We start from the raw sequence: 21,172 nt of genomic DNA, 5'->3' as shown, positions 1-21,172 counted from the left end.
CAGATAATGCCGCTCAATAATAGCCGGGAGCAGGGCTCCCGGCGGGATGATTACAGACCGAGCAGGCCGATCCAGTAACCGAAGATACCGAGGGCGAAGAAGCCGACGATAATCCACAACGCATTCACCTTACGACGCAGCAGCCACATACAGCCAAAGGTTAGCAGCAGTGGAATCAGGCCTGGCATCAGCTGATCGAGGATAGATTGCACCGTGGTAACCGTGGTTTTACCGGTCTGGTCGGTAATGCGCGACACCACCAGCGGCACATTCACATGCGTCCACTTGTTAACCAAGGCCCCCATGACAAAGAGGCCGAGAATCGACGCGCCCTCCGTCAGTTTCTGCAGGAAACCGCCGCCCATATCGCTGACGATATCCACGCCTTTACGGTAGCCATACGCCACACCGTAATAACGCGTCAACAGACGCACGGCGTTAAACAGGATGAAGAACAGCAATGGACCCAGCAGGCTACCGCTCATCGCGATACCGGCACCCAGCGCAGCAAACACCGGACGCACGGTACCCCAGAAGATCGGGTCGCCCACACCAGCCAGCGGCCCCATCAGACCCACTTTGATGCCGTTAATCGCTGCATCATCAATGGGCGCACCGTTGGCACGCTGCTCTTCCATCGCCATGGTAACGCCCAGCACAGGCGCCGCTACGTAAGGATGGGTGTTGAAGAACTCAAGATGACGTTTAATCGCCTGTTTACGTTCGTCGTTGTTTTCTGGATAGAGGCGACGAATCACCGGCACCATTGAGTAGCAAAAACCCAGCGCCTGCATACGTTCAAAGTTCCACGAACCCTGAAACAGGTTAGAGCGCAGGAACACACCGCGGACATCGCCGGGGGTGAGTTTCTTTGGAGTGTTAGTTGTATCAACCATGATTTCACCTGTTCCTAGTCGAGTTCGTTATCGAGGTCATTGTTTGCAGGACCGCTGGTTGCAGCACCTGCAACGCGGTTATATTTCGGTGCCAGCTGGATATACAGCACCGCCATCACCACGCCAATCACGCCAAGCGCAACCAGGTTGAAGTTGGTGAAGGCTGCGGTAACGAAGCCAAGGTAGAAGAACGGCATCAGGTAGCCCGCGCGCATCATGTTGATGACCATCGCGTAACCCACCACCACGATCATGCCGCCGGCGATGTTCAGGCCGTTGGTGACCACGTCTGGAATCGAGTTCAGCAGTTCCTGAACCACGTGAGTACCGACAGAAATCGCCACGATCAGTGCTGGGATGGCAATACGCATCGCCTGCAGTACCAGCGCGGATACGTGGATCCAGCTGATCGCCGTCAGATTGCCTTTCTCGGCTGCCTTATCGGCGGCATGCTGGAAGGCCACGGTGATGGTACGCACGATGATGGTCAGAACCTGACCGGCCGCAGCCAGCGGAATCGCCAGTGCGATACCGGCGCCCACGCTTTGACCACCGGCAATAACCAGAATGGTTGAGATAATCGAAGCCAGCGCCGCATCCGGTGCAACGGCCGCACCGATGTTCATCCAGCCCAGTGCAATCATCTCCAGCGTACCGCCGATGATGATACCGGTTTTCATATCACCGAGGACCGCACCAATTAAGGTACAAGCCACCAGCGGACGGTGGAACTGGAACTCATCAAGAATCGATCCCATCCCGGCAATACAGGCCACAATAAATATCAAAATGATTTGTAGCGTGGTTATCTCCATTGCATTTCTCCTCTGCAAGGTCTCTAAAATTCGCCCACGTATGCAGGCAAAGGGCGAACTACGGATTGACCTTGGCGATCAGGTCCATCATTTTCAGTCGCTGATCGCTGGACACTTTACGTACTTCCAGTTCGATACCGCGCTCATTAAGTTTGCGGAACGCCGTGATATCTTTTTCATCCACCGATACCGCGTTGTTCACCTGCGTTTTGCCCTGACGGAACGCCATGCCGCCAATATTGACCGACTTAATGTCCACGCCTTGCTCGACAATCCTCACCACATCGGTGGGATTGGTGAACAGCAGCATCACCTTGTCATTGCCATATTTCGGGTTGTTCCACACGCGAACCATCTTATCGATATCCACCACGTGCGCGGTAACGCCCGGCGGGGCCACCTGCGTCAGCAGCGTTTTGCGCACATGATCGTTCGCCACTTCATCAGACACCACGATGATGCGGGTAACGTTGGTCTCTTTGGTCCAGCGCGTGGCCACTTGCCCGTGAATCAAGCGGTCATCAATACGCGCCAGGCCGATTTTCATGTGATCGCCTGCAGCCATTGGTTTTTGCGGCTGAGCAGGCGCTTTCGCTGCAACCGTAGCAGGCGCAGCTGCGGCTTGCGCTGGCGTTTCAGTTTTGAGGGCTTTAACGCCTTCACGACCGGCTTCCACCGCGATGTGAATCAGTTCTTCCAGCGATGGGTTGTCATCACGTCCCATCAAGGTTTCCACCAGCATCGGGATGTTGACGCCAGCGATGACATCATAACCATCCTTATCCACCACAATGCGGCTGGCCGCATTAAATGGACTGCCACCCCAGGTATCGACCAGGAACAACACGCCCTTTGACGTGTCGAGTTCGGCCAGCCGCGCCTGATACTTTTCGATTAGCGTTTCTGCATTTTCGCCGGGAACGAAATCAATCCATCCGACATTTTCCTGCTCACCCAACAGCATCTCTGCTGTTTTAAGCAACTGTTCTGCCGCCCAGCCATGTGTACCAATTACAATAGCAATGGTCACTTGCTACCTCCGTTCGCGTGAGAGATTCTCAGGCATTGCCGGGAATCATTGAATATTACCGTTAGTGTTTCAGGTGGATCGTTGATGATGTGATAGAGAAAAAGCATCAATAAATAAAACGCAACAATCCGCTGCACAGCGATAAGGTCGCGATTTATTTTAGTGATCGAAAAAATAAATTATGTGATGTTTGTCAGCTATTTCGCGCGTAACGGCGCTAATGTGCACTTTTGTTCGATATTCCTGCGTCAACGTAGATATTTGTAAATGTAATAAATTTTTTTGACGTCGTTGATGTAACTGATACATTAGCGTTCTGTTTTTTATTAAGGAGTACCGGGCTTCAGCTCACCTTTATGGACCGTCACCGACGTCGCTCAACATGTTCTCAGCGCTTTATCGCGCCCGCTTCCACGCTCTTCAGCGTTATCACCGCCTGTAACGATCTCTCGTCTCGCCCTCTGGTGCAGACTCAATTTCGTGCGCCTTCACGTCCGGTAAGGAGTCATTGATGGAATTTCTCTTCGACCCCTCAATTTGGGCGGGTTTGCTCACGCTGATCGTGCTGGAAATTGTTCTCGGCATTGATAACCTGGTTTTTATCGCCATCCTCGCGGACAAATTGCCGCCGAAGCAGCGCGATAAAGCCCGTCTAATCGGATTGTCGCTCGCCCTGGTGATGCGTCTTGGCTTGCTGTCGCTGATCTCCTGGATCGTTACGCTGACGCGGCCCCTATTCAGCGTAGGCGATTTCAGCTTTTCCGGACGAGATTTAATTCTGTTGTTTGGTGGTTTGTTCCTGTTATTCAAGGGAACCATGGAACTGCATGAGCGGCTTGAGAACCGCGGGCTCGAACATCAGGGCAATAAGAGCTACGCCAGTTTCTGGGCGGTGGTGATTCAGATTGTGGTGCTGGATGCGGTGTTCTCACTCGACGCGGTAATTACTGCGGTTGGTATGGTAAACCATCTGCCGGTGATGATGACCGCCGTGGTGATCGCCATGGGCGTCATGCTGCTGGCCTCGAAACCGCTGACGCGTTTTGTGAATGAACACCCAACGGTGGTGGTGCTGTGTCTGAGCTTCCTGCTGATGATTGGTTTGTCGCTGGTGGCCGAAGGTTTTGGTTTCCACATTCCCAAAGGTTACCTGTACGCTGCGATCGGCTTCTCGATCATCATCGAGCTATTTAACCAGATTGCGCGCCGTAACTTTATTAAGCATCAGGAACATCGCCCGATGCGTGAACGCACCGCCGAAGCGATTCTGCGTTTGATGGGTGGACGCCAGCGTAAGCAAGCGACGACAACTGAAGAAACCTCATTGACCGAAGCGATGCCGCAGGAAGCGTTTAAGGATGAAGAGCGCTACATGATCAACGGCGTATTGACGTTATCGCAGCGTTCAATCCGTAGCATCATGACGCCGCGCGGTAACATTTCGTGGGTGGATGTTTCGCGTCCGCTGGATGAAATTCGTATTCAGCTGCTGGATACGCCACACAGCTTGTTCCCGGTATGTCGCGGTGAGCTGGATGAAATCATCGGCGTGGTGCGTGCCAAAGAGCTGCTGGTGGCGCTGGAACACGGCATGGATGTGGCAACCTTTGCGGCTAACACGCCGGCGATTGTGGTTCCGGAAACCCTGGACCCAATCAATCTGCTGGGCGTGCTGCGACGTGCTAAAGGTAGCTTCGTAATTGTCACCAACGAATTTGGTGTGGTGCAGGGCTTAATCACGCCGCTGGACGTGCTGGAAGCGATTGCCGGTGAGTTCCCGGATGAAGACGAAACGCCAGACATCATTGCCGATGGCGACGGTTGGTTAGTGAAGGGCGGGACCGATTTACACTCGCTGCAACAGCTGCTGGATCATCACGAGTTGGTTAAAGCCGATGAAGATCACGCCTCGCTAGCCGGTTTGTTGATTGCACAGAAAGGCCAGTTGCCGCTGCCCGGCGAAGTGATTGATTTGCCGCCGCTGCACTTCCAGGTGATTGAGGCGACCGATTACCGTATCGACCTGGTGCGCGTCACCAAAGATAAGCCATTCGATCACGAAGAACACGCCGGGTAAGTCATCGGACTGAAGTAAACAATAACGGCCACGCCAAAAGGAGTGGCCGTTTTTTTATGCGCTTAGCTGCGCCTGATGCTGCTCCAGCCATTGCGGGAAATCCTCAATCGGCATCGGGCGCGCGTAGAAATAGCCTTGCAGATGGTCGACGCCGCGCTCACGTAGATAGTGTGCCTGCTCGGCAGTTTCCACACCTTCCGCCACCAGTGAAATATTCAGGCGCTGCGCCAGCGAGATCACCATATCGGTAACGGTCGCGTTAATCGCATCGGTGCCAATGGCGGCGGTGAAAATCTTGTCGATTTTAAGCACATCCGGTTTGAGGTCTTTCAGATAAGCCAGCGAACTGTGGCCGGTACCGAAATCATCAATCGCCAGACGCACACCAATTTCATGCAGCTGCGACACCACCGATTGATCGATGATGGGCAAAGCGTCACGCTCCGTCAGCTCAACCACCAGTTTTGGCATGGGATTGGCCGGCCACCAGATATTTTGCAGATCTTCCACAATGGCGCGATCGCGAAAATGGCTGGCGGCAACGTTAATCGCAATGTGGAACGACGGACATTGCGGCAGATTGGGCAGCTCAGCCACGACTTTCGCCAGCACGAAGCGGGTCAACGGCGCGATCAGGTTTTGCCGCTCGGCCAGCGGAATAAACACGTCCGGCGCAATCCAGCCCTGACGCTGGTTATGCCAGCGCAGCAGCAGCTCCATGCCGTCACACTCGCCGCTTTTAGCGTTAATCAGCGGCTGGCAATAAACCATAAATTCGTTAGCGGTGATGCCATAACTGATTTGCCAACTGAGGCTCATGCGATTGGCGGTCGCCAGCCAGACGATGTAACCCATCAGCAGGCTGAGCATTAGCGCCAGCGGCAGCTGTGAAGGCAGCGTGTTAAGCGCCAGCCGGGCGGGAGAAGGGCCGTACAAGGTGATGCTAAACGGATAACGCAGTGATGCCTGATCGTGCGCCACTTCATCTTCAGACGGTTCAGTTTGTTCAATCAGCGGATTACCGTATTCAAGGCTCTGACCACCCACGTTGAAAATGGCGCGCTCAACCCACGGCAACTGCGGCTCCAGCAGATAATTGGTCATCAATTCAATATTAATGACTTGCAGCAGACCTTCGCGATTATCCAGCGATTTTGGCGTCCACAGCAGCAGCACCGGCGATCCTTTCAACAGATCACTGTCCGTGGCCAACATCATGCGCTGATTATTGATAGCTAATTCAGGATAGGTTTGGCTGAAGGAGAGGTTTTGCGGGCCAAAAATGCTGGAGCAGTAGAGCGCGTCGTCCTTAACCAGCAGCACGGTGCGCACGGTTTGCAGCGCGGCAATTTTCTCAATCAGCGGATAACGCACTTGCGCACAAGGTACGCCAACCAAACCGAGCGTGTTGTTGGCGGAAACATCCAGCGGCGAGAACATACGATCAAAGCGTTCAATCGCGCGGGTGGCGAAATTCAGCGACTGCTGCTCAATGCGCGATTTCTCTTCGATATAACGAAAAGTTAGCGTCAGGACCAGAACCAGCGAGGCGATCACTAACGCAATAAGCAGTCGCTTACGGCGAAATTGACCCACAAATTGCTGGGGAATGAGCATCAGTAACCACCTTGCAAAACAAAGATTGAAGCCAAATTAACGTGTAGGTTATCGGCATTGAGGCGGCCAGGTTTAGCGCGGCTGAATAAAAAATACGGCACTAAAAAAAGCGCGGCCACAAAGGGCCGCGCTCGAAATCAATGTATCTGTTTTACTCAGTTGGAGGTAGCTACAGATGAATAAAAATAGCCAACTGTTGTTTAAATCACCAGCGAAGCGTTAATCGCACTGGACCTTAATCGCTAATCCGCCGCGAGAGGTTTCACGGTATTTAGCGTTCATGTCCTTACCGGTTTCGTACATGGTCTCAATCACTTTATCCAGCGACACGCGCGGTTCGCTGGTGCGGCGCAGCGCCATGCGCGCGGAGTTAATGGCTTTTACGGAAGCGATGGCGTTACGCTCAATGCACGGCACCTGAACCTGGCCGGCGACTGGATCGCAGGTTAATCCCAGATTGTGTTCCATGCCGATTTCCGCCGCCACGCACACCTGTTCCGGGCTGCCGCCCAGCAGTTCCGCCAGACCGGCGGCTGCCATGGAACACGCCACGCCTACCTCGCCCTGACAACCCACTTCGGCACCCGAGATTGAGGCGTTCATTTTATACAGCACGCCAATCGCACCAGATGAGAGGAAGTAGCGGATGAAGATATCGGGCGTAACGGGTTCGATAAAGTGATCGTAATAGGCCAGCACCGCTGGCACGATGCCGCAGGCACCGTTAGTAGGTGCCGTCACCACACGACCGCCGGCCGCGTTCTCTTCATTCACTGCCAGCGCAAACATATTCACCCAGTCGATCACATCCATCGGATCTTTCGAGTGCTTTGAGGATGACACCAGCAAACGGCGCAGTGAAGCCGCACGACGAGGTACGCGCAACGGTCCCGGCAGTACGCCTTCGGTATTCAGACCACGATCGATACAGGCCTGCATGGTTTGCCACACGTTGCCAAAATAGGCGTAAATCTCGTCGCGAGTATGCAGCGCCAGTTCGTTTTTCATTACCAAACCGGACAGCGACAGCCCACTTTCGCGACAGTGGCTGAGCAGCTCTTTAGCAGAGTGGAAAGGCCACGGCACAGAAACTTCGTTCAACACCGGTTGGCCGAAATGCTCTTCATCGACGATAAAACCGCCGCCGATGGAGTAGTAGGTTTTACTCAGAATCAGCAGATCGCCCGCGAAGGCAAATACCGTCATGCCGTTTTCATGCAGCGACAGGTTTTCGCTGCGGAACACCATGCCGCCTTCACGGGGGAAATCCACTTCGCGCGCGCCGTTGGCTAACAGCAGGCGTTCGCGCTGCTCCACATCTTTGATGAACGCGGGAATGCCATCAATATCGACGGTGGCCGGTTCGAAGCCCGCCAGGCCCATGATAATCGCGATATCAGTGTGGTGACCTTTGCCCGTGAGCGACAGCGAACCATAGACGTCAACCGCCACGCGCGTCACGTCCTGCAATTTGCCTTGTTCGGCCAGCAGATCAACAAACTGCTTGCCCGCTTTCATCGGGCCGACGGTATGTGAACTGGATGGGCCGATGCCCACTTTAAACATGTCAAAAACACTAATCACCGGTGACACTCCTCACAAATCTTATTCTGCACGGCATAAGCCGTTTATGCGGCTAATAGTAATCGCCCATGCCGTATAACGAGCAGCTTTTCGCATGAAATAAACTAATTATAAACCACAGAAATAGTTATCCGTTTGTACAGTTGTGAAGCGGATCGGTTTTCCCGGCGAAAGGCTAACGAAACGGGGTTTTACGGCACATTGTTTGTTTGGTCAGCAAACGAAGAGTGAGCTGGCCGGGGCCACTTTTGGTCCGGCGGTCCTCGCGCCGCTAACGCGGTACCTTCACTTCGCTCGTCTGCCTGACGGACCGGCGGAGACGGGACTTCCTTGTCCCGGCTCCGCCTTTCGCCCGCGTCCTGCGGGCTCTCCTGGCTTCCTCGCTTCGTTCAGCGCTGCGGAATGCCTGCCCAAAAGCGGCCCCGGCCTGCTCTGAAGCTTCAGTGTATGTTGATGAAAGGGGCTCATTTGCTAAAGGCGCTGGCGCGTCTGCTGTGGCAAAAGGGCCATTCGCAGCGCTGAGGCTTTTACGTTGGGCCAGGAGCCTCACGCATGGATGCGTGAGGCAGTTCGGGGCCGGCCAGGATGGCCGATCCGCGAACGGTCCGTCGGCACGACGTGGAAGCCGAAGGCACCGCGCTAGCGGCGCGAGGACGGCCCGTGACGCAGCAGATGTGTCAGAGCCCGCACCAGATCTGAAGCAAAAAGACAGTTTAACTGGCAAGCATTAGGTGATTTACGGCAGGGCGATTTGTTGACCGAGCGCACGAATAATCCCGGCGGTCATGCCCCAGATAAAATAATCCTCATACCAGGATAACCAAACCTGATGTTGGCGATGACCACGGCGCAAGGTGAGATCGCTGTAGCGGCTCAAACGCAATGCTTCCGCCAGCGGCATGGCAAAGGCGCTTTCCACTTCGTCCGGATTGAGCTGCAAAGCAAAATCAGCCGGAATAATGCCCACTACCGGCGTCACAGCGAAACCGGTGCTGCTGGTCACCGGCGGCAGAACACCGATGATCTGCACCTGTTCCGGCTGAATTCCCACTTCTTCCTGCGCTTCACGCAGTGCGGTGTGGATCAGCGAGGTGTCAGTGGCATCCTGCATGCCGCCGGGAAAGGCGACTTGCCCGGCGTGTTTACGCAGGTGTGATGAGCGACGCGTGAGCAGCAAGCCAGGTTCTGCGCCGTCGATCACCGGCACCAGTACCGCCGCACGGCGTCCGCTGATGGCACTTTTCGGCGCATGCAGCGGCGGTTGCAGGACAAAGCGGCTGAGGAACTGCTCAAGGGTTAAATTCATTTCAGGTCCCATCACGCAGGCTGGGCAAAATACGGTTCACCTTATGTAAGGTTTCCTGATATTCGGCATCAAGGTCGCTATCTGCCACTAATCCGCCACCGGCGGCGCAGTAAAGCTGATGGTTTTCCGCAATCAGCGTACGAATGGTGATGCTGGTATCCATACGGCCACACAGGCTGATGTAGCCGATGCTGCCACACCACGCATTGCGGCGATGCGGCTCTAACTCTTCGATGATCTCCATCGCGCGGATCTTCGGTGCGCCGGTGATAGAACCACCGGGGAAACAAGCACGCAGCAAATCGGTTGCGCTCAGCGTCTCAGGCAAACGTGCACGTACAGTGCTGACCAGATGATGCACCGCCGGGAAAGGTTCAACCACGAACAGTTCCGGTACGCTGACGCTGCCGGGCACGGCCACGCGGCCAATATCATTGCGCAGCAGATCGACAATCATCAGGTTCTCCGCGCGATCTTTCTGCGAGTTGGCGAGCTTCTCTGCCTGCAAACGGTCGGCCTCGGCATCAGCAAGACGCGGCAAAGTGCCTTTAATCGGACGCGTTTCAATCTCCTGCTGCTGTAAAGCGAGGAAGCGCTCTGGCGATAAACTTAGCAGCGCGCTGTCCGGCAAACGCAGGAAGGCGCTGAACGGCGCGCGATTCGCCTGCGTCAGACGCAAAAATGCCTGCCACTCATCACCGCGATAGCCCGCCTGAAAACGCTGTGCCAGATTCACCTGATAGCAATCACCGGCTTGAATATAGGCCTGCACCGCGTGGAACCGCTGCGCATACTGGTCATAACTGAGGTTGGATTGCCACTCGCTGGTCAATGCGAAAGGCTCGGCGGGCGACGCGGTTTGTGCTTGCAGCCAGTGCCAGCGCTGCCCGGCATCGGTGAGCGAAACCAGCGTCAGTTGTTGCAGATGGTGATCGGCGATTAGCGCCCAGTCATAAATGCCCACCGCCATATCCGGCGTGGTGAGATCCTGCTGCGCGCGCTGCGGCAGGTCTTCAAAGCGACGTCCTAAATCGTAACCGAACAGGCCAAGGGCGCCGCCCTGAAACGGTAACCCGGCATCAAAAGCCGGCGTGACACCCAGCGCGGCACATTGTTGTTGCACCAGCAGCAGCGGGTCGGCGGCGGAGTGAATGACGTCATCACCGCAGATAATTTCGGTGCTGGCGCCGCGTGTAGTCAGCGTCGCGCGCGGATCGGCGGTGAGGATATCAAAGCGATTATCCGCATGATCGGCCTGGCCGGAGGTCAGCAACATCGCCCAGCGTTGGTGGGCTAGCGGAGCAAAAAGGTCTAACAGCGTTTCGGGCGTATACTTCAGAACGAGGCTTTTTACCATCATGGGACAAATCACTTCAGCAAGCAGGTCGCTAGCCTGACATATTTTTTTGTTGCTGGCACCCGTTTGTTCCACGTGGTAATAATGCGTCCCCCATGCACCAGGAGTGAATTATGTTTACAGGTCTTCCAGCGTTATCCCATGAGCAACAGCAGCAAGCGGTTGAACGCATCCAGGAATTAATGGCGGGCGGTATGTCGAGCGGACAGGCGATTGCGCAGGTGGCGCAGGAGATTCGTCAAACCTATAAAGGTGAAGCCATTCGGGCGATGTTCGAAGACGACGAGGATGAAGAAGACGACAACGAATAACGCCCGAACGGATTTTACAGCGCGGCGATGATTTTAATTTCGACTTTATACTTCGGGTTCATCAAACCGGCCTGCACGGTGCAACGCACCGGCGCATTGCCTGGCGAAACCCACGCATCCCAGGCGCGATTCATCGCCGGAAAATCGCTTTTCTCCACCAGAAAAATGGTGGCGTCGAGGATCTTGCTCTTATCCGATCCCACGCGCGTCAGAATGGCGTCAATCACCGCCAACGCATTGGCGGTTTGCGCTTCCGCATCTTCATCCAGGTTTTCCGGTACGCTGGTGTAATAGACGGTTTGGTTATGCACCACGGCTTCGGACATACGGTGCTCTGGATCAATACGCGTAATGGTCATGCTGTTCTCCTTTAATTTTGCTGCGCTAGCCTGCCATATCCCAGGGGCGCATGTCATCTGTTGTGGTTGCCCGCCGGGAATCCTGACATAATTACAGTGGTTTTAATTTTTGATGTGAGGAAGTGTGGCAGACGATTTTGCAGCTGATGGCGCACTGGCGCAGGCAATTCCGGGCTTTAAACCGCGTGAAGCACAGCGCCAAATGGCCAAAGCGGTAACCGAGGCGGTGAAAACAGGCGGCGAGCTGGTAGTAGAAGCGGGCACCGGAACCGGTAAAACCTATGCCTATCTGGCGCCGGCATTGCGGGCAAAGAAAAAAGTCATTGTCTCCACCGGTTCCAAAGCGTTGCAGGATCAGCTCTATAATCGCGATCTGCCTACCATCGCGCGTGCCCTGAAGTTCAGCGGCAAAACTGCGCTGCTGAAAGGGCGCTCCAACTATTTATGCCTCGAACGTCTTGAGCAGCAGAATCAAACCGGCGGCGATCTCAGCGTTCAGGCGCTGGGCGATTTGATCAGCGTGCGCGGCTGGTCGTCAGAAACCACCGATGGCGACGTCAGCAACTGCAACGGCGTGGCCGAAGACAGCCCGATCTGGCCGTTCGTCACCAGCACCAACGATAACTGCCTCGGCAGCGATTGCCCGCTGTATAAAGATTGCTTCGTGGTCAAAGCGCGCAAAAAAGCCATGGACGCCGATGTGGTGGTGGTGAACCATCATCTGTTTCTTGCCGATCTGGTGGTGAAAGAGGGCGGCTTTGGCGAACTGATTCCGGAGGCCGATGTGATGATCTTCGATGAAGCGCATCAGCTCCCCGATATCGCCAGCCAGTATTTCGGTCAGCAGCTGTCGAGCCGTCAACTGCAGGACCTCGCCAAAGACATCATCATCGCCTATCGCACCGAAGTGCGGGATGTGCAGCAGCTACAGAAATCTGCCGATCGTCTGGCGCAGTGCGCGCAGGATTTTCGTTTGACGCTCGGCGAACCGGGTTTTCGCGGCAATCTGCGCGATCTGCTGAGCGATAACAACATCATGCGCATGTTTACCTTGCTGGATGATGCGCTCGAACTCTGTTACGACGTGATCAAACTGTCGCTGGGGCGCTCCGCGCTGCTGGACGCCGCCTTTGAGCGCGCGGCGTTGTATCGCACGCGCCTGAAACGGCTGCGCGCCATTGACGAGCCCGGCTTCAGCTATTGGTATGAGTGCAATAGCCGCCATTTCACGCTGGCGCTGACGCCGCTGTCGGTGGCGGAACGCTTCAGGGAAGTGATGGATAACCGCAAAGCTGCGTGGATTTTCACGTCAGCCACGCTGGCGGTGAATGCGCAGATGAGCCATTTCTCCAGCCGCCTTGGCGTGGATAACGCTACTACGATGATCCTCGACAGCCCGTTCGATTACACCCAGCAAGCGCTGCTGTGCGTGCCACGCAACATGCCGGAACCCAATCATCCCGGCGGCGCGCGCCAGCTGGCGCGCATGATGAAGCCGCTGATTGATGCCAACAAAGGGCGCTGCTTCTTCCTCTGCACCTCGCACAAGATGATGCGCGAGTTAGCCATCGAATTCCGTGCTTCCATGACGTTGCCGGTATTGCTGCAAGGTGAAACCAGTAAAGGACAGCTGCTAAAGCAGTTCCTGGAAGCCGGTAACGCGCTGTTGGTCGCCACCAGCAGCTTCTGGGAAGGTGTCGATGTACGCGGCGATGCGCTGTCGCTGGTGATCATCGACAAGCTGCCATTTACCTCGCCGGAAGATCCGCTGCTCAAAGCCCGCATGGAAGATTGCCGCCTGCGCGGCGGCGACCCCTTCAATGATGTGCAACTGCCCGATGCGGTAATCACCCTGAAACAGGGCGTGGGGCGTTTAATTCGTGATACCGAAGATCGCGGCGTACTGGTGATTTGCGATCAGCGCCTGGTTTCTCGCCCCTACGGCGGCCTGTTCCTGAACAGTTTGCCACCCACGCCGCGCACCCGCGATATTGCGCGTGCCATCGAATTTGTCCGTCAGCCAGTGGATCACTAATTGTGCCAGGCTGTGATAAGATGCGCGCCATTTTGACTCTCTGAGGTTGTTATGTCCGCCCGAATTTTAGCCCTGGACACGGCGACAGAAGCCTGTTCTGCCGCGCTGCAAAATCTGCAGCAGATTGATGCCCGCTTTGAAATCGCCCCGCGCGATCATACCCAACGTATTCTGCCGCTGGTGCAGGAGCTGTTGCAGGCGCAGCAGCTGGAGCTGACCGCGCTTGACGTGCTGGCGTTTGGCCGTGGACCGGGCAGTTTTACCGGTGTGCGTATCGGCATTGGCATTGCTCAAGGGCTGGCGCTTGGCGCGAATCTGCCGATGATTGGCGTCTCCTCGTTAGCGACCATGGCGCAGGGCGCGTGGCGTTTGACCGGCGCGACGCGCGTGCTGGCTGCAATCGATGCGCGCATGGGCGAACTCTATTGGGCTGAATATCAGCGCGACAAAAACGGTGAATGGCAGGGTGCGGAAACCGAAGCGGTGATCAAACCCGACGTGGCGCAGCAACGTATTGCCGCATTAGGTGGCGAATGGACGGCTGTTGGCACCGGCTGGCAAACCTATCCGCATCTGCTCACCTCGCCAGGCGCGCAGCTTATTGCCTCAGAGGTATTGTTACCCGCAGCAGAAGATATGCTGCCGCTGGCGCTCAGCGCCTGGCAGCGTGATGAAGCAGTTGCGGTGGAGAATGCCGAGCCGGTTTATCTGCGCAATGAAGTGGCATGGAAAAAGTTGCCGGGACGCTAGGTCGCGCGCAACTTATTTTCGTGTGCTCAGTCTAATCAGAGAAATAACAGGAGAAGTGCTATGCCAATAAGTCGTAAAGGGATGTCTGGCGCTCTGTTAGCCTGCGCAATGCTGCTCAGCGGCTGTGTTTCGGTGCCAGATTCAATTAAAGGAAGTTCTGAGCTTCCACAGCAAGATTTACTGCGCGTGATGAACGCGCCGCAACTGTTTGTCGGTCAGGAATCACGCTTCGGCGGGAAAGTGGTGAAAGTCACCAATCTTAACGGCTTAACGCGCGTGGAAATTGCGACCCAGCCGCTGGATGAGAGCGCGCGTCCGCGTTTAGGCGCAGCTTCGGTTGGCCGCATCTTTGCTGACATCCGCGGCTTTGTCGATCCGGTCGATTTGAATAACCAATACATCACGGTGTTGGGCAACATCAAAGGCACCGAGAAAGGCGATATCGGTAAGGCCAGCTACAACTTTGTGGTGATCGATGTGCGCGGCTATCAGCGCTGGCATCTGACGCAACAGGTGATGACGCCGCCGCAGCCGATTGATCCCTACATCTGGTATGGCCCAACGCGCCATCGTCCGGGATATTGGGGACCCAATCCGTATTGGGGTATGAACCTCGGCCAACCGGCGCAGGTGCAAACTATCCTCACCGAATAAGCTATTAATGGTGTTATTTACGGCCCGGTCGCGGTGCGTGCGAACGGGCCTTTTTATTGGGCGCGCAACCGATGCGCGAAATTTAGTGATGCGCTTCGCAACCTGAAAATGCCGAAACAGGCAAACTGGTACAATCAGTTAAAATATTGTTAACAACATTGATTGTCGAGGCGGCGATGGCTACGCAACAGGATTATCGGGGTGATTCTTTGAATAAGGTTTGGCTCAAACGCTATCCGGCAGATGTCCCTGCGGAAATTAATGCGGATCGTTACGCTTCTCTGGTCGATCTTTTCGAGCACGCATCAGAGCAATACGCCGATCAGGTGGCTTTCATCAATATGGGCCAGCCGATGACCTATCGGCAGCTGGAAAAGCAAAGCCGCGCCTTTGCCGCCTGGCTGCAGCAAGGGTTGGGGTTGAAGCAGGGCGATCGCGTGGCGCTAATGATGCCCAATCTGCTGCAATATCCCGTCGCGCTGTTTGGCGTACTGCGCGCTGGCATGGTGGTGGTCAACGTCAATCCACTGTACACGCCGCGTGAACTCAAGCATCAGCTTGTTGATAGCGGCGCCAGCGCCATTGTCATCGTCTCGAACTTTGCCCATACGCTGGAAAAAGTGGTGGCCGAAACGCCGATCAAACATGTGATGTTAACGCGTATGGGCGATCAGCTGGCGCCGGTGAAAGCCACGTTGGTGAACTTCGTCGTTAAATACGTGAAAAAGCTGGTGCCAAAATACCATCTGCCGGGTGCGGTCCCGTTCCGCAGCGCCTTGTCGCAGGGCGAACAGATGACCTATCAACGCCCGACCGTGACCAACGACGATCTCGCTTTCCTGCAATACACCGGCGGAACCACCGGCGTGGCCAAAGGTGCGATGCTGACGCACCGCAATATGCAGGCGAATCTGGAACAGACTAAAGCTACTTACGGCAAGCTGCTGCGTCCGGGCAAAGAGCAAGTGGTGACCGCGCTGCCGCTCTATCACATCTTCGCGCTGACGGTGAACGGGCTGTTGTTCCTTGACCTTGGCGGCACCAACCTGCTGATCACTAATCCGCGCGATATTCCCGGCTTTGTTAAAGAGCTCAGCAAGTTCCCGTTTACCGCCATTACCGGCGTGAACACCTTGTTCAATGCGCTGCTGAATGATGCCAATTTCAATAAGCTCGATTTCTCTACGCTGCGCCTGTCAGCCGGCGGCGGCATGGCGGTGCAAAAAGCGGTTGCCGAGCGCTGGGAAAAACTCACCGGACACTATCTGCTGGAAGGTTACGGCCTGACCGAGTGTTCGCCGCTGGTGTCAGTGAATCCGTATGACATTACCTGTCATACCGGCAGCATCGGTTTGCCGGTGCCGTCCACCGATGTGCGCATCGTCGATGATGAAGACAAGGATGTGGCGCCAGGTGAACCGGGCGAGCTGTGTATTCGCGGTCCGCAGGTGATGACCGGCTACTGGCAGCGCGCCGACGCTACCGATGAAGTGCTGAAAAATGGCTGGCTGCATACTGGTGATATTGTTACCGTTGATAGCGAAGGCTTTATTCGCATCGTCGATCGTAAGAAAGACATGATTCTGGTGTCAGGCTTTAACGTGTATCCTAACGAGATCGAAGATGTGCTGATGCAGCATGAGAAAGTGCGTGAAGCCGCGGCGATTGGCGTTCCCAGCGATCTGTCGGGCGAAGCGGTAAAAGTGTGCATCGTGAAGAAAGATCCTTCACTGACGAAAGAAGAAGTGCTGGATCATTGCCGTCGCCAGCTCACCGGCTACAAAGTGCCGAAGATTATCGAGTTTCGTGACGAGTTGCCGAAGACCAACGTCGGCAAAATATTGCGTCGCGAATTGCGTGATGAGGCGAAGCGAGAAGGGCAGTAACGCGCCATTCTCCTCAGGTTAACGCCGGCACAGTCCGGCGTTTTTTTTGCTTTTAACATGGAGCGCTGCGCGTTGTTTGCCGCAGCGAGAAAGACAACGTGAATTACACCCTGATCGACCAAAATGACCAACTGGCCGCCGTGTGCGAGAAAGCACGCCAGCACGCCGCCGTGGCGCTGGATACTGAATTCGTGCGCACCCGCACCTACTATCCGCAGCTCGGCCTTATTCAGCTGTTTGATGGCGACCAGCTGATCCTGATCGATCCGCTTAATATCAGTGACTGGACGCCGTTTGTGGCGCTGTTGCAGGACAAGCAGGTCACCAAATTCCTGCACGCCGGCGGCGAAGATCTGGAAGTGTTCCTGCATCGCTTTAAATGCCTGCCCGATCCGATGATTGATACGCAAATTCTGGCGGCATTTACCGGCCAGGCGTTGTCGTGGGGCTTTGCCTCGATGGTGATGCATTTCAACCAAATCGAGCTGGATAAAAGCGAATCGCGTACCGATTGGCTGGCGCGTCCGTTGACCGAACGTCAATGTGAATATGCCGCCGCCGATGTCGCCTATCTGCTGCCGATTGCCCATCAGTTGGTGGCGCAAACTGAAGAAGCCGGCAACATGGCGGCGGCGTTAAGCGAATGTAATATGCTGTGCCAGCGCCGCCTGGATGTGCTGCAACCGGAAGAAGCCTGGCGCGACATCACCAATGCGTGGCAGCTGCGTCCGCGTCAGCTGGCGGCGTTGCAGCGTCTGGCCGCGTGGCGTTTAAATCTCGCGCGTCAGAAAGATATGGCGGTGAACTTCGTGGTGCGCGAAGAGAATCTGTGGAAAGTGGCGCGCTTTATGCCGGGTAGCCTTGGCGAACTGGATCATTTAGGGCTGAACGGCCATGAAATCCGCTTCCACGGTAAAGCGATGGTGGCGCTGGTGGCTGAAGCGCAGGCGCAGGATGAAGCGACTTTGCCACAGCCGCTGCCCAATCTGATCGATCATCCGCACTACAAACAGGCGTTCAAAGCCATTAAAGCGCTGGTGCAACAGGTGAGTGAAGAGAGTGGTTTCAGCCAGGAACTGCTGGCATCACGTCGGCAGATTAATCAGGTGCTGAGCGTGCATTGGGGATTGAAAAACGCGTCGCGCCCACCTGAGTTACAGACAGGCTGGCGGGGCGACCTACTGAAAGCGGGTATCAGCGAGATTCTGCAGGCACTTTAATGCGAGCATTTTCCCCTGCGCAACACCGCAGGGGAAAATCAGGAAACCGCTTTAATCATTTAGGAACGTCTTCCGGCTCCGGCAGTGTCACGTTGAGCTCGAGGATCGAGATATCATCCCCTTTCTGATCCAGCTGAACGGTCACCATATCCGGGTCAATTTTTACGTATTTACAGATCACTTCCAAAATATCGCGCTTCAGCTGCGGCAGATAGTGGGGCTCACTGTCGCCCCTTCTGCGTTCGGCTACGATAATCTGCAGCCTTTCCTTGGCTATATTGGCTGTGTTCTTCTTACGGGATAAAAAGAAATCAAGTAATGCCATTGGTTATCCCCCGAACAGGCGTTTAAGGAAACCCTTCTTCTCTTCTTCGATAAAGCGGAAGGGGCGTTCTTCGCCAAGCAGGCGATCTACGGTATCAGCATAGGCTTTACCGGCGTCAGCGTTTGCGTCGAGGATCACCGGCTCACCCTGGTTAGAGGCGCGCAGGACAGATTGATCTTCCGGGATGACGCCAACCAGAGGAATGCGCAGAATTTCCAGCACATCTTCCATGCTCAGCATATCGCCACGGGTTACGCGGCCGGGATTGTAACGGGTCAGCAGCAGATGCTCTTTCACCGGATCCTGGCTGTTCTCTGCACGACGGGATTTCGAAGAGATGATGCCGAGAATACGGTCGGAGTCACGTACTGAAGAGACTTCCGGGTTGGTGGTGATGATGGCTTCATCGGCGAAGTACAATGCCATCAGCGCGCCGGTTTCGATACCTGCTGGTGAGTCACAGACGATAAAGTCGAACTCCATCGCCGCCAGATCGTTCAGCACTTTTTCAACGCCTTCACGCGTCAGTGCATCTTTATCGCGCGTCTGTGAAGCCGGCAGAATGTAGAGTTGCTCTGTGCGCTTGTCGCGAATCAGCGCTTGATTCAGCGTTGCATCGCCCTGAATGACGTTTACAAAGTCATACACCACGCGGCGTTCACAGCCCATGATCAAATCCAGGTTACGCAGACCGATATCGAAATCGATGACGACGGTTTTTTTGCCTTTCTGCGCTAACCCGGTAGCGATGGCCGCGCTTGACGTGGTCTTGCCAACGCCCCCTTTACCCGATGTAACTACAATAATGCGTGCCATAAATGTTGATTTCCTTAACGAAAGAAAAGGGGCTTAATTAAGTGTCTGAATGGTAAGTGCGCCCTCTATCAGGCTGAGGCGCGCCGCTTTACCAAAGAATTCCGCCGGGATTTGATCGATCATCCAATATTCTCCGGCAATAGAGACCAACTCTGCGGCGAGGTTGGTGCAAAAAATCTGGCTGTCGCGTTGTCCGCCGACACCGGCTAACGCGCGACCGCGCATCATGCCGTAAATATGGATATTACCGTCGGCGACCAGTTCGGCCCCGGCGCTGACGCTGCTGGTGACGATGAGATCGGCATTGCGCGCATAAATTTGCTGGCCCGAACGCACCGGCGTATTAATGATGCGGGTTTTACTGGCGGCATCCGCCACCACTGCCGCAACAACCGGTGCGGCTTCAGCGACCGGCGCCGCGGCTTGTTTGCGGCTCTCTTTACCTTCAGAAAGGACCGGCAAGCCCGCGCGGGCGATCATTTTTTTCAGGGCTTCATCTTTGCATCCGCTGACACCCACGATACGCAGACCGGTCGCCATCACCGCTTGTTGCATCTGTTTCCAGTTAATGTCGCCGGTTAACGCTGATACATTTAGCACCACCGGCGCATTCAGCAAAAAGGCCGGTGCCTGATCGATTTTGTCCTGTAGCGCCTGACGAATCACCTCGGGTTGCGAATGATGCAGATGAACGACTGACAGGGTAAAACTGCTTCCCTTGAATTCGATTGGCGTTTGCGACATCTGTGCTGACTCAGTCCTGTTTTACGACCCTTAAATGTACGCCGATAAAATCGGCAATAACATCAAACGGTCAATATTCGAAGTTCTGCAAGCATGTTATAGTTACTGCTATATTCAGGCAAGTGACGCCATCGGTTAATTCGAGTAAAAAATATGTTTTGTGTGATCTACAGAAGCCCGCAACGTGAACAGACTTATCTGTATGTTGAAAAAAAAGACGATTTCTCACGGGTGCCGGAAGAACTGCTGCGTGGCTTCGGCAAACCCCAGCTGGCCATGGTGCTGTCACTGGATAAGCGTGACAAGCTGGCTAACGCGGATATCAATAAAGTTAAGCAAGGTTTAAGCGACCACGGCTTTTATTTGCAAATTCCACCGCCGGTTGAAAGTCTGCTCAACATTCATCTCGATCAGGGTAAAAAAGATTAATTCAGATTCCTCTGTAAATATATCCTGTAGAAATAATCAGTGCTATTTGCGTTAATTAACTGCCCGCTTTAACCCTTTATTGCGGGCAATTATCCCGGCGTTTAGCTGATTTTGTTGTATACGATTAATGACTTTTGACAATTTCCGCCACGCCTGCCGCCATAAACCCGCTAATATATTCCACCTCAGCGTGCCGCGTTCCGGCACTGAACCAGACTTCATCGCCAGATGCACTGGCGGCAAACACAACCAAAGCAGGGGAATAGCATGTATCAGCATCGTAACTGGCAGGGCGCTCTGTTGGATTATCCGGTCAGCAAAGTGGTTTGCGTCGGCAGCAACTATGCAAAGCACATAAAGGAAATGGGAAGTGCCACGCCAACCGAACCGGTAGTGTTTATCAAACCGGAAACCGCGGTGTGCGATCTGCGCCAGCCGCTGTCAATCCCGGCAAATTTTGGTGAAGTGCATCATGAAGTGGAGCTGGCGGTGTTGATTGGCTCGACGCTGAAGCAGGCGAGCGAAGAGCATGTGGCGAAGGCGATTGCCGGTTATGGCGTCGCGCTGGATTTGACCTTACGTGACGTGCAGGCCGGGTTGAAGAAAGCGGGCCAACCGTGGGAAAAATCCAAAGGTTTCGATAACTCGTGTCCGCTGTCAGGTTTTATTCCGGTTGCCGAGTTCAGCGGCGATCCCCAGAACACCGAACTGAAGCTGATGGTTAACGGCGAAGTGCGTCAGCACGGGACGACCGCCGATATGATCCACAAAATTCTGCCGCTGATTGCCTATATGAGCCAGTATTTCACCCTGCGCGCGGGCGATGTGGTGCTGACCGGTACGCCTGAAGGCGTTGGCCCGATGCGTTCTGGCGACAAGCTGGAAGTATCGCTGGCGGGTCACGGTATTTCGACGCGCGTTCTGTAAAACTTGCATCACCGCACCTGAACCTTTATAAGGT

Annotated in this window: 20 protein-coding genes; 9 read left to right on the top strand and 11 right to left on the bottom strand. The window is 55.0% G+C overall.

All coding sequences use genetic code 11. The annotated features are described in order from the left end of the window. Positions 1-50 precede the first annotated feature (50 nt). The 3 genes from FCN45_RS10840 to manX are packed head-to-tail and all read right to left on the bottom strand — an operon-like array spanning position 51 to position 2,741. Positions 51-896, bottom strand: a complete 846-nt coding sequence (locus FCN45_RS10840; RefSeq protein ID WP_008110411.1) for a PTS mannose transporter subunit IID — start codon at positions 894-896, stop codon at positions 51-53. 14 nt (positions 897-910) lie between these two features. Next, positions 911-1,711, bottom strand: coding sequence for a PTS mannose/fructose/sorbose transporter subunit IIC (locus FCN45_RS10835; RefSeq protein WP_064738889.1), 801 nt, complete (start codon positions 1,709-1,711; stop codon positions 911-913). 58 nt (positions 1,712-1,769) lie between these two features. After that, on the bottom strand, positions 1,770-2,741 hold the full coding sequence (gene manX / locus FCN45_RS10830; protein ID WP_137385917.1) for a PTS mannose transporter subunit IIAB: 972 nt from the start codon (positions 2,739-2,741) through the stop codon (positions 1,770-1,772). 511 nt (positions 2,742-3,252) lie between these two features. On the opposite strand from manX, the gene FCN45_RS10825 reads away from it, so the two are divergent. Continuing rightward, entirely contained in the window at positions 3,253-4,818 is a 1,566-nt protein-coding gene (locus FCN45_RS10825) for a TerC family protein (RefSeq protein WP_101764189.1), read from the top strand. 54 nt (positions 4,819-4,872) lie between these two features. Here the strand turns inward: FCN45_RS10825 and FCN45_RS10820 are convergent, their stop codons facing one another. The 4 genes from FCN45_RS10820 to pabB form a co-directional block, all read right to left on the bottom strand. After that, entirely contained in the window at positions 4,873-6,435 is a 1,563-nt protein-coding gene (locus FCN45_RS10820; protein ID WP_137385916.1) for an EAL domain-containing protein, read from the bottom strand. Positions 6,436-6,654: 219 nt separating this feature from the next. Next, positions 6,655-8,019 carry an L-serine ammonia-lyase gene (locus FCN45_RS10815; protein WP_101764191.1) on the bottom strand — a complete coding sequence of 455 codons (1,365 nt, stop codon included), beginning with the start codon at positions 8,017-8,019 and terminating at the stop codon, positions 6,655-6,657. A 736-nt stretch (positions 8,020-8,755) separates the two neighbouring features. Continuing rightward, on the bottom strand, positions 8,756-9,325 hold the full coding sequence (locus FCN45_RS10810) for a CoA pyrophosphatase (RefSeq protein WP_137385915.1): 570 nt from the start codon (positions 9,323-9,325) through the stop codon (positions 8,756-8,758). A 1-nt stretch (position 9,326) separates the two neighbouring features. Continuing rightward, positions 9,327-10,685 (bottom strand): aminodeoxychorismate synthase component 1, encoded by a 1,359-nt coding sequence (pabB, locus tag FCN45_RS10805; protein ID WP_137385914.1) that lies wholly within the window; start codon positions 10,683-10,685, stop codon positions 9,327-9,329. 110 nt (positions 10,686-10,795) lie between these two features. On the opposite strand from pabB, the gene FCN45_RS10800 reads away from it, so the two are divergent. Then, positions 10,796-10,993 (top strand): YoaH family protein, encoded by a 198-nt coding sequence (locus FCN45_RS10800; protein ID WP_008110398.1) that lies wholly within the window; start codon positions 10,796-10,798, stop codon positions 10,991-10,993. A 14-nt stretch (positions 10,994-11,007) separates the two neighbouring features. On the opposite strand, the gene FCN45_RS10795 is transcribed toward FCN45_RS10800, so the two are convergent. Further along, positions 11,008-11,352, bottom strand: a complete 345-nt coding sequence (locus FCN45_RS10795; protein WP_061718729.1) for a RidA family protein — start codon at positions 11,350-11,352, stop codon at positions 11,008-11,010. Between the two features lie 124 nt (positions 11,353-11,476). Here FCN45_RS10795 and FCN45_RS10790 point away from each other — a divergent pair, with 124 nt between their 5' ends. From FCN45_RS10790 to rnd, 5 genes are all read left to right on the top strand, one after another. Further along, complete coding sequence (locus FCN45_RS10790; RefSeq protein WP_137385913.1) at positions 11,477-13,387, top strand: ATP-dependent DNA helicase; 1,911 nt, start codon at positions 11,477-11,479, stop codon at positions 13,385-13,387. 51 nt (positions 13,388-13,438) lie between these two features. Next, complete coding sequence (gene tsaB / locus FCN45_RS10785; protein WP_137385912.1) at positions 13,439-14,137, top strand: tRNA (adenosine(37)-N6)-threonylcarbamoyltransferase complex dimerization subunit type 1 TsaB; 699 nt, start codon at positions 13,439-13,441, stop codon at positions 14,135-14,137. Between the two features lie 60 nt (positions 14,138-14,197). Then, positions 14,198-14,791: a Slp family lipoprotein gene (locus FCN45_RS10780; RefSeq protein WP_101764197.1), complete on the top strand. Its 594-nt coding sequence runs from the start codon at positions 14,198-14,200 to the stop codon at positions 14,789-14,791. Between the two features lie 209 nt (positions 14,792-15,000). Continuing rightward, on the top strand, positions 15,001-16,677 hold the full coding sequence (fadD, locus tag FCN45_RS10775) for a long-chain-fatty-acid--CoA ligase FadD (RefSeq protein WP_137385911.1): 1,677 nt from the start codon (positions 15,001-15,003) through the stop codon (positions 16,675-16,677). 98 nt (positions 16,678-16,775) lie between these two features. After that, the gene (rnd, locus tag FCN45_RS10770) at positions 16,776-17,897 is read left to right on the top strand and encodes a ribonuclease D (RefSeq protein ID WP_137385910.1); all 1,122 of its coding nucleotides are present in this window, start codon (positions 16,776-16,778) and stop codon (positions 17,895-17,897) included. 55 nt (positions 17,898-17,952) lie between these two features. Here the strand turns inward: rnd and minE are convergent, their stop codons facing one another. The 3 genes from minE to minC are packed head-to-tail and all read right to left on the bottom strand — an operon-like array spanning position 17,953 to position 19,782. Further along, positions 17,953-18,222 carry a cell division topological specificity factor MinE gene (minE, locus tag FCN45_RS10765; protein WP_007889661.1) on the bottom strand — a complete coding sequence of 90 codons (270 nt, stop codon included), beginning with the start codon at positions 18,220-18,222 and terminating at the stop codon, positions 17,953-17,955. A gap of 3 nt (positions 18,223-18,225) precedes the next feature. Further along, positions 18,226-19,038 carry a septum site-determining protein MinD gene (gene minD / locus FCN45_RS10760; RefSeq protein ID WP_007889662.1) on the bottom strand — a complete coding sequence of 271 codons (813 nt, stop codon included), beginning with the start codon at positions 19,036-19,038 and terminating at the stop codon, positions 18,226-18,228. Between the two features lie 33 nt (positions 19,039-19,071). Continuing rightward, complete coding sequence (gene minC, locus FCN45_RS10755) at positions 19,072-19,782, bottom strand: septum site-determining protein MinC (protein ID WP_137385909.1); 711 nt, start codon at positions 19,780-19,782, stop codon at positions 19,072-19,074. Positions 19,783-19,935: 153 nt separating this feature from the next. Between minC and FCN45_RS10750 the strand changes: the two genes are divergently transcribed. Beyond that, positions 19,936-20,211 (top strand): YcgL domain-containing protein, encoded by a 276-nt coding sequence (locus tag FCN45_RS10750; RefSeq protein ID WP_110866280.1) that lies wholly within the window; start codon positions 19,936-19,938, stop codon positions 20,209-20,211. A 267-nt stretch (positions 20,212-20,478) separates the two neighbouring features. Then, complete coding sequence (locus FCN45_RS10745; RefSeq protein WP_101764202.1) at positions 20,479-21,138, top strand: fumarylacetoacetate hydrolase family protein; 660 nt, start codon at positions 20,479-20,481, stop codon at positions 21,136-21,138. The last annotated feature ends 34 nt before the right edge of the window (positions 21,139-21,172 follow it).

The organism is Pantoea sp. SO10 (assembly GCF_005281435.1).
Lineage (GTDB): Bacteria > Pseudomonadota > Gammaproteobacteria > Enterobacterales > Enterobacteriaceae > Pantoea > Pantoea leporis.
The sequence above is the reverse complement of the archived record's forward strand: the minus strand, read 5'-3'. Positions and strand labels throughout refer to the sequence as shown.